The 15,707-nt window shown below is 36.7% G+C and carries 14 protein-coding genes and 1 pseudogene; 11 read left to right on the top strand and 4 right to left on the bottom strand.

All coding sequences use genetic code 11. From position 1 onward, the window contains the following. Positions 1 to 61: 61 nt before the first annotated feature. From CEV08_RS04285 to CEV08_RS04295, 3 genes and pseudogenes are all read right to left on the bottom strand, one after another. Positions 62 to 292, bottom strand: a pseudogene (locus tag CEV08_RS04285) (DNA translocase FtsK); the annotation flags it as partial. Between the two features lie 1,697 nt (positions 293 to 1,989). After that, positions 1,990 to 4,434: an FtsK/SpoIIIE family DNA translocase gene (locus tag CEV08_RS04290; protein ID WP_100130513.1), complete on the bottom strand. Its 2,445-nt coding sequence runs from the start codon at positions 4,432 to 4,434 to the stop codon at positions 1,990 to 1,992. Next, a complete protein-coding gene (locus CEV08_RS04295) occupies positions 4,409 to 4,609 on the bottom strand; it encodes a hypothetical protein (protein WP_100130514.1) in 201 nt (66 codons plus the stop codon). Before CEV08_RS04295 ends, CEV08_RS04290 begins: the two co-directional genes overlap by 26 nt. Positions 4,610 to 5,162: 553 nt before the next feature. Between CEV08_RS04295 and CEV08_RS04300 the strand changes: the two genes are divergently transcribed. Next, on the top strand, positions 5,163 to 6,440 hold the full coding sequence (locus CEV08_RS04300) for a ubiquinone biosynthesis hydroxylase (RefSeq protein WP_100130515.1): 1,278 nt from the start codon (positions 5,163 to 5,165) through the stop codon (positions 6,438 to 6,440). Between the two features lie 1,832 nt (positions 6,441 to 8,272). Here CEV08_RS04300 and CEV08_RS04305 read toward each other — a convergent pair. Further along, positions 8,273 to 8,560 (bottom strand): H-NS family nucleoid-associated regulatory protein, encoded by a 288-nt coding sequence (locus CEV08_RS04305; protein ID WP_100130516.1) that lies wholly within the window; start codon positions 8,558 to 8,560, stop codon positions 8,273 to 8,275. 129 nt (positions 8,561 to 8,689) lie between these two features. Between CEV08_RS04305 and CEV08_RS04310 the strand changes: the two genes are divergently transcribed. The 10 genes from CEV08_RS04310 to CEV08_RS04360 form a co-directional block, all read left to right on the top strand. After that, complete coding sequence (locus CEV08_RS04310) at positions 8,690 to 9,304, top strand: hypothetical protein (RefSeq protein ID WP_100130517.1); 615 nt, start codon at positions 8,690 to 8,692, stop codon at positions 9,302 to 9,304. After that, entirely contained in the window at positions 9,304 to 9,942 is a 639-nt protein-coding gene (locus CEV08_RS04315) for a TrwN protein (RefSeq protein WP_100130518.1), read from the top strand. The genes CEV08_RS04310 and CEV08_RS04315 overlap by 1 nt, the downstream gene beginning before the upstream one ends. 125 nt (positions 9,943 to 10,067) lie before the next feature. Beyond that, on the top strand, positions 10,068 to 10,370 hold the full coding sequence (gene korA, locus CEV08_RS04320; RefSeq protein ID WP_100130519.1) for a KorA family transcriptional regulator: 303 nt from the start codon (positions 10,068 to 10,070) through the stop codon (positions 10,368 to 10,370). Further along, positions 10,330 to 10,641 carry a VirB2 family type IV secretion system major pilin TrwL gene (gene trwL / locus CEV08_RS04325; protein WP_100130520.1) on the top strand — a complete coding sequence of 104 codons (312 nt, stop codon included), beginning with the start codon at positions 10,330 to 10,332 and terminating at the stop codon, positions 10,639 to 10,641. Before korA ends, trwL (CEV08_RS04325) begins: the two co-directional genes overlap by 41 nt. 126 nt (positions 10,642 to 10,767) lie before the next feature. Continuing rightward, entirely contained in the window at positions 10,768 to 11,082 is a 315-nt protein-coding gene (gene trwL, locus CEV08_RS04330) for a VirB2 family type IV secretion system major pilin TrwL (RefSeq protein WP_100130521.1), read from the top strand. A 129-nt stretch (positions 11,083 to 11,211) separates the two neighbouring features. Further along, positions 11,212 to 11,520, top strand: a complete 309-nt coding sequence (gene trwL, locus CEV08_RS04335; protein WP_100130522.1) for a VirB2 family type IV secretion system major pilin TrwL — start codon at positions 11,212 to 11,214, stop codon at positions 11,518 to 11,520. Between the two features lie 128 nt (positions 11,521 to 11,648). Further along, the gene (locus CEV08_RS09895; protein ID WP_100130523.1) at positions 11,649 to 11,984 is read left to right on the top strand and encodes a conjugal transfer protein; all 336 of its coding nucleotides are present in this window, start codon (positions 11,649 to 11,651) and stop codon (positions 11,982 to 11,984) included. A 9-nt stretch (positions 11,985 to 11,993) separates the two neighbouring features. Continuing rightward, entirely contained in the window at positions 11,994 to 12,302 is a 309-nt protein-coding gene (locus CEV08_RS04345) for a type IV secretion system protein VirB3 (protein WP_100130524.1), read from the top strand. Positions 12,303 to 12,304: 2 nt separating this feature from the next. Beyond that, positions 12,305 to 14,776, top strand: coding sequence for a VirB4 family type IV secretion/conjugal transfer ATPase (locus CEV08_RS04350; protein WP_100130525.1), 2,472 nt, complete (start codon positions 12,305 to 12,307; stop codon positions 14,774 to 14,776). A 239-nt stretch (positions 14,777 to 15,015) separates the two neighbouring features. Continuing rightward, positions 15,016 to 15,707: type IV secretion system protein (locus CEV08_RS04360; protein WP_100130530.1), on the top strand; the 692-nt coding region annotated here is incomplete at its 3' end.

The following is a 15,707-nucleotide window of genomic DNA, read 5'->3' on the forward strand; positions in this document are numbered from 1 at the left end:
TGAATAAATACCCTGCTTTATAAGATAAAGATATTGTTTAAAAAAACTATCAAAAGATTTTTCAAAAACGTTCTTCTTCGGCAGAAACTAAAACCTTCCGCTTACCCATATGATTTGCTGGACTAATGATACCTTCTTCTTCCATCCTCTCAATCAATGTCGCGGCACGATTATAACCAAGACCCAGACGGCGTCGAAGATAAGAAGTTGAAGCTTGACCATCACGAAGAACAATAGCAACAGCTTGACGATAGGGATCATCTGCTAAAGAAAAAGCCAAAGAAACATCTTTATTTATTTCTTGTAATCTCTTACGGTATCGTTTCCAAATAACCAGTCTGCTTTTGAGTTTCAAAAAACACTCAAATTTTCTATTTTTTTCCAATTTTCTAAACGCATAATATATTCTTTCCCTCCCCTAACCTTTGAAAAAATATGCATTATAGACAATACACCTACGGAGTTAAATCCTAAACATATTGCTCACGAACCTGAAAGTTCTTTTAAGGAGCAAAAACGTTTTTTTGACTTCCTCCCCCAAAAAAGAATAGAAATTCTCAACCGAACCGTTCTGTAAATTTTTTAAATTTTAGCAGGTTTTACTTGGCTTCCCATTCCATATCATTCACTTAAACTAAGGACGCGACAGACACGCCCTTGTCCTACAGGCATAAAAGTAAAAACCATTGACCATCTTTCTCATCTCCTTTTAATTCAGCTTTACAGCTTTCAAAAGTGCCCAAAGCAATATCTTTTAAATAATGAAAATTGCTTATTGCCCCACACTTTTGTTTATCGCGCTCTTTAATGGAATCATGACTTTAGCAAAAAACAAAACGCCATCCAGTTGCACATTCACGGGCTTTTTTTAAAAAAACATCTCTTAAAGCGCACGCAAGTCTCAAAATGCACCCAAGCCCATCTCAAAACGGTGTCTGTGAATGGTATAAAATCCATTAAGCACCTCCATCTTTACGCTTAAGAAGGAATGAGCTGGCACCATCACACACTTTGCCAACTCGTGGATATTGCGACAGCTCTTGGCACTTGAGAGCGTTCATAAAAAGCATTTTTAGTCTTTTCTTGTACAGTTTTATCCACATACTCATCCCATTATGGCGTGCAAGAAAATGGTTTTGGTTGATTCAACATGGAATAGGTTTTAAATAAGAGAACCTTACGATATTCGGTATTCTCACCCAATATACAAGAAATTAAACTATCATTATAAATTAATGTATTATATAAAAGCAGACTGGAAAATCACATGACGCAACTGGTTTTGCCGTAAGATCGAAAGATCTAGAACAGCAAAAACACTGAAATATCGAGCTTCGCATGCTTTCTTCCCACAATGACACTATTTTATATGCATAACATAATGATTTATCATCATAAATCATTATTTAACTGAAATCATAACACCAAATACTGTAACATCCTCTCACCACATACTCTCTCATATTAAATTAATTCAAATTACTTATCTTGTACATTACAAACAAGATTAACGTGTAGGTAAAATGATATAAGATAAAGAATAGCTTCTTGTGAATCACCTCAAGTGCTAAAGGCTGTTAAATATTGAAAACGCATATATTATAGATACAGTATGCAGCTTGTCATCGGATTTTGCATAATTTGACAGCAAGTTTTGCATCAATTTATTTTTTTCGAAGGGTTTTTAAGAGGTTCTCAAAGGGTTTTCAAAGCCTTCTCTTATTTTTTCTACAAAATCACAATTTCTACCATTTTTCGCGTTTTTTGACCATTTTAGGTGTCAAAATCTATTTTGACAAAACGCGCATTTAATGGTAAAAGTTATACATAAAAACAATAAATTATCACGTATTTTTCACTAATCCCACCTCTTCCCACTTAATGCAAAACCTAACTGTCAAACGACACTGGATTTTATAGTGTCATAAGATAACGAAAAATAATGGACTGTTTTATAATATATTTTTTAAAGGCGATTATAAAAACTTTTCAAAAGCGTTCTTCTTCGGCAGGGACTAAAATTTCTCGTTTCCCTGCGTGATTTGCTGGACTAATGATACCTTCTTCTTCCATCCTCTCAATCAATGTTGCAGCACGGTTATAGCCAATACCCAAACGGCGTTGAATATAAGAGGTTGAAGCCTTACGATCACGAAGAACAATAGCAACAGCTTGACTATAGGGATCATCTGCTGAAGGAGAATCTGAAGCAACATCCGCACCATCTTCTTCAACTTCTTGGGTAATTGTTTCCAAATAATCCGGTCGTGCTTGCGCTTTAAGATGCGCAACAACCTGCTCCACTTCATCATCTGCAACAAAAGGTCCATGCACACGCTGAATACGTCCTCCTCCCATCATAAAGAGCATATCTCCCTGCCCTAATAATTGTTCTGCCCCCTGTTCGCCTAAAATTGTTCGACTATCGATTTTTGAACTGACGGAAAAAGAAATACGTGTAGGAAAATTGGCTTTAATCGTTCCAGTAATAACATCAACAGAAGGACGCTGTGTCGCCATAATCACATGGATACCGGCGGCACGTGCCATTTGTGCTAAACGTTGAACCGCGCCTTCAATATCTTTACCAGCGACCATCATCAAATCAGCCATTTCATCAATAATAACAACAATATAGGGCATAGGACTAAAATCAAGCGTTTCCGTCTCATAAAGAGGTTCACCAGTATCGTGATCAAAGCCCACTTGAACTGTACGCACCATTGTCTCTTTTTGACTTTCCGACTCCTTAAGACGAGTATTAAACCCATCGATATTGCGAACACCAAGTTTTGACATTTTACTGTAGCGCTCTTCCATTTCACGAACAGCCCATTTAAGCGCAATCACTGCTTTTTTAGGATCTGTCACCACGGGTGTTAACAAATGGGGAATGCCATCATAAACTGAAAGTTCAAGCATTTTCGGATCCACCATAATAAGACGACATTGTTCAGGCGTCATCCGATAAAGCAATGATAAAATCATTGTATTAATAGCAACAGACTTTCCCGATCCTGTTGTACCAGCAACCAAAAGATGCGGCATTTTTGCTAAATCCGCTATAATAGCTTCCCCCCCGATTGTCTTGCCCAAAGCAAGCCCTAATTTTGCTTTACTTTCAACAAATTCCTGCGCTTGCACAATCTCCCTTAAATAAACCATCTCACGCTTTGCATTGGGCAATTCTATTCCAATCACATTGCGCCCTGGAACCACAGCAACACGCGCAGAAATCGCACGCATCGAACGCGCAATATCATCTGCCAAGCTAATGATACGAGAAGACTTAATGCCTGCTGCCGGTTCAAATTCATATAAAGTGACCACAGGTCCAGGACAAACATCTATAATTTTTCCTTTGACCCCAAAATCTAACAAAACACCTTCAAGTTCCTGAGCATTTGCTTTTAAAGCAGCTGGAGAAAGTTTTGCATCCCTCACAGACAGAGGCGGAACTGATAGATAATCCAAAAGTGGAAGAACAAAACCACCATTTGAAAAAGCTGTTAAAGACTTTCGACTTTTAACAGAAGAAGAAGCATAGGCTTTATTTTGATTTTCCGCACACTTTTCTTCTTCGCCCCCAAAAGTTGGTTCAATCCGATCAGATGCCTTGCCTTGCCCCTTACTCTGAAAAGGCCTTTTGAAACAGAAAAGGCGAAAAAAACGCGCTTGTAAACAATAAAAAAGATGTAAAAGAGCACCAAAAGTTGTCGCAAAAAAACTGTGTTTCTCACGATCTTCCTCAGCAACATATTCCACATCCTCCTCTATCTCAAAAACCGGTTCAACGATTTTGCTTTTTGGAATGCTTTTTTCTTTTCTTTTCTTTGTTCGACGCCGCCATATCACATTCCCAGCAAAAGCGGCAGTGAAAAAGCCTAAAAGGATAAAAACAACACTGAAGAGTACCGTATAAAACGGAGACAGAAAAAGAGGAAAGATTGAAGAAGCAACACTTAAAGCTTTATCCCCTAACACCCCTCCCAACCCCATGGGTAATGGCCAATAAGTAAAAGAAGCAACAGGCGTTATAAGAGCAAAAGCCATTAAAAAACAAATTGTTGATATCACCCACAAAAAAAAGCGCAAAGACAAATTGTAGATATTTTTTTGTGCCAATAAGAGAAAAGACCAAAATAATGGTGGCAATAAAACAGCAAGACTTGCCAAGCCAAAAAACTGCATAATAAAATCTGAAAAAATCGCCCCCAACCACCCCATAAAGTTTGTAACCTCATTTGTACTTGCATGGGTTAAAGAGGGATCAGCAACATTCCACGTCGCCAAAGCAAACACACAAAAAATAATAAAGCCCAAAAGCCCAAGCCCAATAAACACGCCAATCTGACGTAAAAACATCTCAATAAGCCGAAAACCTTGAGAATCTCGCGCTTCCAATGAATCATAAGGAGAAGAGTTTCGGTGCATCCATCAATCCCAAATACAAAACTTTCACATTTAAAGAGTTATAACTTTCTCCCTCTCCTAAAAAAGGACGAAGCTCACACTCAGCGCCGATCTGTCCATGGTCATCTGTCAACAATCCAATTTCTAATCTAACGCGTTCTATTTTTTCCACTTCTTTCCACTTTATGTCGCCCATACACCACCACCGTAAGGAACAATCCTTCATAAAGCACGAAAAAAGTCCTACCCTAAAATATTTATTACACGCACAACAAAAAAACACCTCATGTGTAAAGTTTTACATGGGTTGTAAGATTTACATAAGCCCTATCACTCTCCTAAACAAAAGGTCACATTACACTACGGTAACAGTAAAATATTAATACTGTTTTAACCATCACGAATGAACAAATTTTCCTTAATCTATCCTCCTCAATGTACCCTTCAGCACAAGTATATTAAAGGACATTCATACAAATTAAAAAGCCCCCCATCTTTTTCTAATTTTAGTTTTCTTTTCTATCAACCAAGTGTAAAAAGAGATGAAGGAAACATTCAAAAAAGGCTGATCCGATAAATCTGTAAAGTGAGTCACACAAGTCAAGCAAAAAAACTCTAAAACGCTCATCTGTCATCAGATTGACACCCAAAGAAAAACCTCATCTTTATAAAGCAGGGAGAAAACTTGAAACAATGGGAAAAAACCCGTAAATAATGGAAAAAGCCCCGTAAATAATGGAAGAAATATTGTGTATTCTAATCACCATAAAGATGTAAAAACCAATAAAAAAATAAAAGCTCATAAAATCAAGCAATGTGATCTTCTCATTGCAGGGGGAGCGGCTGTCGGTTTAACACTCGCAATAGCACTCAAGCAAACAGCTCCTAATTTGAAAATAAAAATCGTTGATTCTGCTCCACAAGGAGATATTCCTGCTTCTAATATACGAACGATAGCCCTTGCTGCTGCTGCTGTTCGTATGTTAAAACAATTGCAGTGTTGGGAACCTATCAAACCCTATGCGCAACCCATTCACTCAATGATCATCACAGATACAAGCATAAGTGATCCTGTCAAACCAACTCTTTTAACCTTTGAAGGCGACATCACCCCCGATGAGCCCTTTGCAACTATGATAGAACATAGAGAACTCATCAACACTTTAAAAAAACGTGTAAAAGATCTCAATATCCCTGTTATAGCAAACACGCGTGTCATTGATTTTCATCAAGACAACCAACACACAACTGCCACTTTAAATAATGAAGAGGTTTGGCAAACAAAATTGCTTATTGCAGCCGACGGAGCCCATTCGAAATTACGCCAAAAAGCAGGTCTTAAAAACTTTTCTCATGCCTATAAACAAACAGCCATCATCTGCACAGTTGAGCATGAAAAACCCCATAATGGTCAAGCAATTCAACATTTTTTGCCTGCCGGCCCTTTCGCTCTTCTCCCTCTCAAGGGAAACCGATCCGCCATTGTATGGAATGAAGACCATAAAACTGCGCAATATTACCTCAAAGCTGATGCACTTATTTTTGAAACAGAACTCGAAAGACGCATTGGTCATCGATTAGGAAAACTTTCTTGGAATGGTGAACGTCAAGCTTTTCCCCTAAACCTTTCTTTAACACGTCAATATATTAAGCCCCGTTTTGCTCTCGTCGGAGATGCTGCCCATACCATCCACCCCATTGCAGGACAAGGACTCAATTTAGGATTACGCGATAGCGCTGCCCTTTCTGAAGTGATTATTGAAACAGCACGATTGGGTCTTGACATTGGTTCCCTCACCGCTTTAGAGCGCTACCAAAACTGGAGACGTTTTGAAATTGTTCGTATGGCTTTAAGCAATGATTGGCTTAATAAACTCTTTTCTAACGATAACCTTCTCTTACGGATGCTTCGCGATACTGGTCTTGGAATCGTCAATCAAATGCCAAAAATAAAAAAATATTTCATTCAAGAAGCTGCTGGCCTTACCCCAAACGCGCCCCGTCTCCTACACGGCCTTCCACTTTAAGTAAAAATTCACACCCTTTCACTTTTTTACACCCTTTGGTTTCTTCCCCCTCAAAGAACAAAAACTCCCATTCAATCCGATCTGTAAACAATCCGGTTTCTTGTCGCGTAAGTTTCCCTTGATTTTCCCCTCCCGTATTCCATCACTTACCATAAAGCAAAACAAGCAAGCCATACTTTAAGAATATTCACCATACCCTGCAAAAATATCATGAAAGCGATCTTATCACACTTCAAATGACGCTCTTTCAAGGCATAACAAAATAAACAATACTTTCTTATAAGACATAACTTTGACTTAATAATGAAGACTATATTGTTTTCATGCTGAATGAGAAAGCTGTAGTTCGCAAAATACCCTCATGTCTAATCTATCTCCTATTGAAGCAATCAAAATCACCCTTTGCCACATCACAAATGCGATTAGCATATGGATAAAAGGTCATTGAAGAAAGTAAACAAAGCCTCTCATGCCACATCCCTTGTGCCAAGGACTACCCAAACATTGAAAGTTAGCAAAATGTATCATAACGCAAACTTATATTTTTTATTGAAGTAAAAATGATGATGAACAATGGATTTTATATTATTTGTAAAGACTGTTACGTTATACTATTCATGAGAAGCGCCATAAAATAAGCTAAATTGCATTGAAGACGTTTCTTTTAAAAAGCCTGTAAATTTGCAAAAATAATGGCGTTCTATTTATCAGACAAATCCTGTAAAACTTATTGTGAAATGCTATGCGATTTTAGAAAAAACATTTCGATATACCACAAAGTTTTCTACACTCTACACCATCACACACAATTGTAAACTTGTGTATTTTCTCTTAAATTCCACAGCATAAAAGAAAAAATAAAAAACGATCCAGTTTTTTATTTTCAGTGCACTTTTCATTCATAAATGCCCATCAATGAATTTTAATCACAGACACTTCAAAACATACCGCAAAATCCTATTAACCCCCTACCCCACCATAGAAGATTTTTATTTTCTATACGCTCACTCATCACAATCATCCGAACGATCATAAATAAAGCGAATGCCTCACATAATAATTTTACAGAAAAAAAACCAACAAAATCCAGAACATCAGGTTTTTACTCTATAGAATAAGTATTGTAAAAATATAAGAATGTTAATTTATTAACATATTGATTGATAAAATTATTATTTTACATATTGGATTAGAATCAAATAACAAATCGATTTATAACGATCATTTATCGTTACTTAGAATCCTGAATACCGTAAGAGTTCTCATTTCCAATCTCATGTCTCTTGCACATCACAAGCAGATGGAGCATGTGGGTAAAACTGTATAGACAAGGACTAAAAATGCATTTTATAAACCGTCTAGACAAAGAACTGTCACAATATTTAAGCTAACAAATGTTGATCTGCCTCTTCAATGGTACAAGCATGTGTATGCGATTTAATGCTGTTATAACAACGATGTTTGTATGTTTCTGACGCAATAAACTCTTCTGATTTCAACCTTTTTGTAAAAAATCAATAAAACCGTTTATTTGCCTAGACTAAAAAGGGCAACGTAAAATTATACACAAAGAATTAAAACATCCCCCTCTTTCAAAAAGCCAAAAGCAATTATAACATTTTAAACTGGCAAACATAATGATGATGCCGACTCACGACAACAATACCTTTTACATTCAGATAGCTTTGTCCATATTTTTTACTATTTTATGTGACAACTCAATAGGCTCATACATCCATTCAGTATGTTTATACAATCAAATGAGCTAAAAAGCCTATTTTTTACATACATATCTCTTGATATTCCCTTTCCTTATAAATATCGCACATGTGTTATGTTACTTCGAGTTCATCAAGTGTATACCCATTCTCCAACCACTCTTTAATCCACTTAGGTCTACGTCCACGCCCATTCCATAATTCCCATTGATTATTGGGATTCCTATAATGACGCTCTTTGCTCACAAGATCAGCGATATCAATTCCATGGATATTAGCAATTTCAAGAATTTTTTTTCGTGCATTTTGCTTTTCCTTTGCTTGGCGTTTTTTCAATTCCACATCAATTTGTGTACGCATCTCTTGTAGTTCATCAAAATTCATATTTTTGAGATCATTCACCTTAATTTACTCCCCTTGCAAAAAAGAATTATTTTTTGTCATATTTTAAACACAATTATAGACAATTTTCGTCCATTTGTTATCGAAATTAAAATTGCGATAAATATATCACTTTGACGGAGATGTGTTGTGTACCACAAAGAATTATTTATTCGTGTCGCAGTTTCCAGCACTGCATTTTTTTTCAGTTCAATGACTGAAATTATAAAATGTAGTACGCAAACGTCATCACACCTCTCTGACTCTCATGAATCAGTAGTCAAAGGTAAATATATATTATCGCTTTATAAACTATGGCAATATGCAGCAAAGAACAAGCCCTCCCCCTATAATGAGGGTATAATTCATTATAATAATAAGAGGTACTCTCTTATAAAACAAATTTTCACTTCTTATAAATGCTCTTTGAAACGTTTTTTACAACTAAAAAATCATATAAAACAAGCAACTTCAATAAAATTTCAAGGACCATTATTACTTAAAGCCCGCATTTTTTTCCGTCATATCAATAATATTGATTGGCGTCGTTTGACCTATTTTATACCATCGATTGATCTTGTTTGTTGGATATTCAAAGATATTAGCAATCTTCTTAGAAAAGAAAAAAACAATAATAACAGGGAATATTCTAAGCTAAACAATTCCATTTTGCAAATTTGTAAAATCAAGAAACAGCGAGAAAACGTGCCCAGTAAAACTGGCATTTATATCAATAAAATTCTTTATAATAAGGTGTATTGCTGATGATTGTCCCAGATTTCACAATATCTGCTGCGGCATACATACCCAATGCCCCGCACCCAGTATTTTCAACTCCTATTGAACAAAGAGCACGGGGTTGTGTTTATATAATAGGTCATGATGATAAACTATTCTGTCAACTATCTTCGCTTAGAAAAAAAACCAAAGAAACAGCAACAACTGAACAGTTTAAACGAAATAGACATAATTTTGACATAGTTTTTGAGCAAATTGATGTCAAAGATGTGGAATGGTTTTCTTTCTTTAAGGTATTTGATTTTTACAAGAATCTTGCAGCTGAGCAAAATACTTTAACTTACTGTTATGAACAGACAAGATCGAATTATTTTTTTGGAAAGGTAAGCTTGCAGTCCGCGTTAAGTTTTTACAACGCAGAAAACTTAAACGGTAGTGCTGGTGCGCAGATAGTTAATTCATATACTAAGGTGAAGGCTGATAAACAAAGAGGTGAGGATTTACAAGAATCTATAAGGCTAAAAAAAGAAGAAGTAGGAACTCAAGTGGGTTCCCTTCCTCTTTCTTCAGAGGAATTAGAGGATGCGTTTACGCATAAAGAAAGTAGTGGTCGTGATGCTTTTTCTGCGGAAGATTCTTCTTCGTCGACAAAGCAGCTAAGGTGATAACTGGTATTTTAACAAATAAAAACTAGAATTTGAATAGGATGGTATAATGAGGGCTAGATAAGAAAATATTAAAGCTCTAATTAGTAAGATTGGATAGAATCTATTCTAATTGAGGGCAAAAAATGAAAATGATAGAGCAAAACAGCGTTGATATAGCACTTAGTCGGGGGGAAGCGCGTGAGATTACAGTTGTAATGCGTTCTGAAAGGGAGTGGTATTTTACGTTTATTGCCGATGATCCGGTTACCGGAAAACCAAATAAATATACATTGCTTACACAAAGAGGAAAACTAAGAACTTGGGCCGATCCCAAATATCTTTTTAAGTTTCTTCATGAAAGAGGGGTTATTTGTGGAAGTTTTAATCTTAATTGGGATAAAAAGCATGAAACAGTTAAATATTTTTCACACAACAGCTCACAATAGGATTGCTATATTTTTTGCAGTTATAACAGTATTTTTTATGTCCAATCCTGTGTTAGCAAATGGGTTAACAAACGCAAAGACGGCTTTAGAAACGCTCCAGGCAGACTTAAAGAAGATTGTCCCTATTGCTGCTGCGCTTATACTTTTGTTTCTAGCAATTGGTTATGCAGGACGCTATATCGAAAAAGAGACGTTTATACGGTGGGGGATTGGGGTTGTTGTTGCAGGTTCAGCGGCTGAACTTGCCAGTTTATTACTTAAAAATTCATAAGTCTTTTGAAGTATGAGGTATTTTTTCGTAAAATAGATTTCGATGCTTTAGGTACACATCAATAGAATTTTTTTATTCCATAAAGAAGTTATTTATATCAAATATAATTTGTTGAGATTAAACAATATGCAAAAACTAATTAACCTCCAGTCAAAAAATAACAACAAAATAACGGCAATTTCTGCGGCTCTAACGGTATTTTTTACGAATAATTCTGCGTGTGCTCAAGCGAGCTTAACAAATGCTAAAAATGCTTTAGAGACTTTGAAAAATGATCTTTTTAAAAACATTATTCCTGTTGCTGCTGCTGTTATACTTTTGTGCCTAGCAATTGGTTATGCAGGGCGTTATATTGAAAAGGATACATTTATACGGTGGGCTATTGGTGTTATCATCGCAGGCTCAGCGACCCAACTTGCTGCGTTGTTCTTCAAGCCGTAGGTGTGAATTTATATAATACATAATGTTTTTAATATAAGCCTTTATATTTAATAAATTTGAATATATTATGTTAATATTTTGTTGTATTAAAAAATGTGAAGTGTTCGTGAAACTTGATAAGAGCAGAATATGAAAAAGTTGATTGATGTCTCATTACAAAATATAAATAGAAACATAGTAATTTTTGCAGTTATAATTGTATTTTTTATAATACAACCTGCATATGCAAGTTTAGATCATGCTAAAGATGCCTTAGAGGCTCTGAGAGATGATCTTTTTAAAAACATTATTCCTGTTGCTGCTGCTGTTATACTTTTGTGCCTAGCAATTGGTTATGCAGGGCGTTATATTGAAAAGGATACATTTATACGGTGGGCTATTGGTGTTATCATCGCAGGCTCAGCGACCCAACTTGCTGCGCTGTTCTTCAAGTCGTAGATGTGAATCTATATAATACATAATGTTTTCAAATGTTTGCTGATTATGGGTGTATAGTAGTAATAATATACCCGTATTAGGAAGATGGTTTTATTTATAACGGCTTAAATTAAAGAGTGGTACAGGGTATGAAAAAATTGGACATTTTTCGATTAAAATTGGACATTTTTCGATTAGAGAGATGCGACAAAATTAGCATTATTGTCGTCACTTTAGTGATGTTATTAATATCTCGATTTGTACATGCTCAAACGATAACAAAGAATTTAGAGGTTTTCATAGGGATGCAATACGGATTAAGTGTACTTATTCCTATTGTTGCTGCCGTTCTTATTTTATTTTTTTTGCTTATTTATTTATTTCGCATCATTACAAGAGCTACATTTATGCGATGGGCATTCAGTGTCATTATTGCTGGTGCAGCCTTTTATATTACTAACATATTATTTTATCTCCAGTCGTAAGAGAGACCTATGCATTCACAAGAGAAAAAAGAATTTCCCTTATTCAAAGGAGCAACGCGTGTTCCAACAATGTGGGGTGTTCCTATGATGCCGCTTATTATTATGATTATGGGCGTAGCTGTTATTGCTATGACAATAAATATCTTTTTGTGGGTTATTGCACCACCGCTGTGCTTCATTATGGCTCAAATCACTAAAAACGATGATAAAGCGTTTCGTATCTGGTGGTTATGGATCGACACCAAATTTCGCAATCGCAATAAAGGTTTTTGGGGCGCATCAAGTTATAGTCCCTCTAACTATAGTAAAAGGAGATAAACATGACAGCTGTTGAAAACAGCAAGCGTCTTGCATCAGAGACACCTGTAAGCCTGTTCCTCCCTTATTCACATCATATTACCGATACGATTATCTCTACTAAGAATGCGGAATATTTATCAGTTTGGAAAATTGACGGACGTTCACATCAAAGCGCTTCAGAAGAGGATATTTTTCAATGGACAAAAGAGCTTAATAATACTCTACGGGGTATTGCATCGGCTAATTTATCATTTTGGACGCATATCGTGCGCCGCCGTGTTTATGAATATCCTGATTCAACATTTGATCAAATATTTTGCTATCAACTGGATGAAAAGTATCGAAAAAGTTTTTCTGGTTACAATTTGATGGTCAATGATCTATATCTGACTGTCGTTTTCCAACCGATAGCAGATAAAGTTATGTCGTTCTTTTCTAAACATGAGCGCGAACCCCTTGATCAAAAAAAAAGGCGACAAGACTCATGTATCAAAGAACTTAACGACATTAATCATGCTTTAGGGCAATCTTTAAAGCATTATGGTGTAGAGCTTCTTGGTGTTTATGAAAACAATGGGCATGTTTATTCTTCTGCTCTTGAGTTCCTTGGAATGCTTGTTAATGGTGAACATCATCCTATGCCAATTTGCCATGATCGTTTTTCTGACTACATGTCTATCAATCGACCATTTTTTTCCAAATGGGGTGCTTTTGGTGAGCTGCACACAACCAATGGGATGCGTCGCTTTGGAATGTTGGAAATTAAAGAATACGACGCAACAACCAAACCAGGACAGCTGAATGTTTTGCTGGAAAGTGACTTCGAGTTCATATTGACGCAGAGTTTTTCGGTGCTCTCTCGACATGCTGCTAAAGACTATTTACAGAGGCATCAGCGCAATCTTATTGATGCACGTGATGTGGCAACAAGCCAAATTGCACAAATTGACGAAGCACTAAATCAACTTATCAGTGGTCATTTTGTCATGGGAGAACATCATTGTACATTGACCATCTATGGTGATACAATTCAAAAAGTTCGCGACTATATGGCCAAAGCAAGTGCAATACTGTTAGACGTTGCAGTGTTACCTAAGCCTGTGGATTTAGCGATAGAAGCTGGCTATTGGGCACAGCTTCCTGGCAATTGGAAATGGAGACCCCGCCCCGCCCCAATTACATCATTGAACTTTTTATCATTTTCATCTTTTCATAACTTTATGTCGGGAAAGCCTGCTGAAAATCCGTGGGGACCAGCAGTTACAATTCTTAAAACAACCAGTAAAACGCCACTTTATTTTAATTTTCATGCCTCCAAACTTGAAGAGGATTCAACCGATAAGCGATTACTCGGTAATACCGCGCTTATCGGACAATCTGGGTCTGGTAAAACTGTGCTGCTCAGTTTTTTGTTAGCACAAGCGCAAAAATTTAAGCCGACAACCGTTGTTTTTGATAAAGATCGCGGTATGGAAATTGCCATTCGAGCGATGGGCGGGAGGTATTTAGCATTCAAACCGGGCAAATCAAGTGGTTTTAATCCATTTCAACTTCCTCCCACACAAGAAAATCTGATTTTTCTGAAACAGTTTGTTAAAAAATTGGTAGAAGCTGGTGGCGAGATCACACATCACGACGAGACAGAAATTGATAAAGCTGTTATGTCTGTTATGAGCAATAACATTGACCCATCGCTGCGTCGTTTATCTTTTCTGATACAATTCTTACCAAATCCGCATTTAAGTGATTATAATGCAACACCATCTGTGCACGCTCGCTTACTTAAATGGTGTGAAGGGGGTGATTATGGATGGTTGTTTGATAATCCTCATGATGCTCTCGATCTCTCAAGCCATCAAATTTACGGCTTTGATATCACAGAGTTCTTAGATAACTTGGAAACGCGCACTCCGGTGATGATGTATCTGCTTTACCGTACAGAAGGTATGATTAGCGGGCAGCGGTTTATGTATATTTTTGATGAGTTTTGGAAGCCTTTGCAAGATCCATACTTTGAAGATTTGGCGAAAAATAAACAAAAGACTATCCGTAAACAAAATGGTATTTTTGTTTACGCAACACAAGAGCCTAGCRATGCTTTGGRAAGTAATATTGCCAARAYACTYATTCARCAATGTGCGACTTATATTTTTCTAGCCAACCYCAAAGCAAATTATGAAGATTATACAAAAGGCTTTAAATTAACARATACTGAATTTKAACTCGTTAAAGGGCTTGGTGAGTTTAGTCGCCAATTTCTCATTAAGCAGGGAGATCAATCTGCGCTTGCGGAATTGGATCTCGGTAAATTCCGTATGACAAGYGATGGAACGRCCATTGAACACGACTTTAGTGACGAGCTCTTAGTGTTATCAGGAACACCGGATAACGCAGAATTAGCTGAAAGCATTATCGCAGAAGTRGGTGATGATYCRGCAATATRGTTRCCGATTTTTTTACATCACGCAAAAAGCGACAGGAGAGRAAYATGAAAAAACAGGTTATTTYGATAGCAGTAGYAATAATTTTGGGGGGGCAGAATTTGGTATATGCGTGCTCCAAATACGATTGGAATTCTCGGAACTATCGTTATGAATGCCTAGTTTCAAAAGAGGAATTACTGTTGGAAAAGACCTACGAGCTCTTAAAGAGACAACTTGAGATAATGCAAAAGCCATACAAAATGATTACCAGTTTTTTTCCATCACATAAAAAATGGCAGTAGGGAAGCATGAAGGAACAGGTCATTTCAATAATAGTAGCAGTAACTTTAACTTTGGGGAGTTCAAATCTAGCAATAGCTCAGTTAATACCGATGGCTGCGATTGGATGGTGGCATTATTTCCAATCTTCAAACCCACAGCCTCCCAAAAAACCAGCACCACCACCACCGAAAGTGCAAACAACCCCTGCCTTCCTCGAAGTCTTAAAGAAACAACTTGCTCAACTAGAGAAGATACATGGGTCTATAACGGGAAGTCAAAAACTAAGTGCTGAAGAACTTGCAAATATGCTGGTAACTCTCAACAGTTTTTTTCTTAAGAAGCCAGAGTCAATTTATGACAATCATCCAGATGTAGCTCAATTACTTCCAAAGATTCTGCACCAAGAAAATGAAGCCGACCGTTCTGCTATCACTAAGCGTATCAGACGTGCAGCAGCGATTGATAAAGCCATAAGTTTGCAAGTTTTTGAGGAAGCAGAAAATCGTTTTCAACAAATCTCAAAACTCGTAAAAAAAATAAATGCAACAGCGGATTTAAAAAATATTGCTGAATTACAGGCGCGTATAAAAAGCATGCTAGCCATGATCCAAAATGAAGAAACAAAATTGCAAATGGTTGCACACTTACAAAATGCAGAACAAGCGCTTATCGATCAACAAAAGAAAACGCTTAGCAGGCGGGTATTTAGTAGTCAAAA

Source organism: Bartonella tribocorum (genome assembly GCF_002778015.1).
Taxonomy (GTDB): Bacteria; Pseudomonadota; Alphaproteobacteria; order Rhizobiales; family Rhizobiaceae; genus Bartonella; species Bartonella tribocorum_B.

Coding starts and splice junctions, on each gene's coding strand:
- korA (WP_100130519.1), top strand. CDS start 10,068: ATGAAAATGATAGAGCAAAACAGCGTTGATATAGCACTTAGTCGGGGG.
- CEV08_RS09895 (WP_100130523.1), top strand. CDS start 11,649: ATGAAAAAATTGGACATTTTTCGATTAAAATTGGACATTTTTCGATTA.
- CEV08_RS04345 (WP_100130524.1), top strand. CDS start 11,994: ATGCATTCACAAGAGAAAAAAGAATTTCCCTTATTCAAAGGAGCAACG.
- trwL (WP_100130521.1), top strand. CDS start 10,768: ATGCAAAAACTAATTAACCTCCAGTCAAAAAATAACAACAAAATAACG.
- CEV08_RS04315 (WP_100130518.1), top strand. CDS start 9,304: ATGATTGTCCCAGATTTCACAATATCTGCTGCGGCATACATACCCAAT.
- CEV08_RS04295 (WP_100130514.1), bottom strand. CDS start 4,609: ATGGGCGACATAAAGTGGAAAGAAGTGGAAAAAATAGAACGCGTTAGA.
- trwL (WP_100130522.1), top strand. CDS start 11,212: ATGAAAAAGTTGATTGATGTCTCATTACAAAATATAAATAGAAACATA.
- trwL (WP_100130520.1), top strand. CDS start 10,330: ATGAAACAGTTAAATATTTTTCACACAACAGCTCACAATAGGATTGCT.
- CEV08_RS04290 (WP_100130513.1), bottom strand. CDS start 4,434: ATGCACCGAAACTCTTCTCCTTATGATTCATTGGAAGCGCGAGATTCT.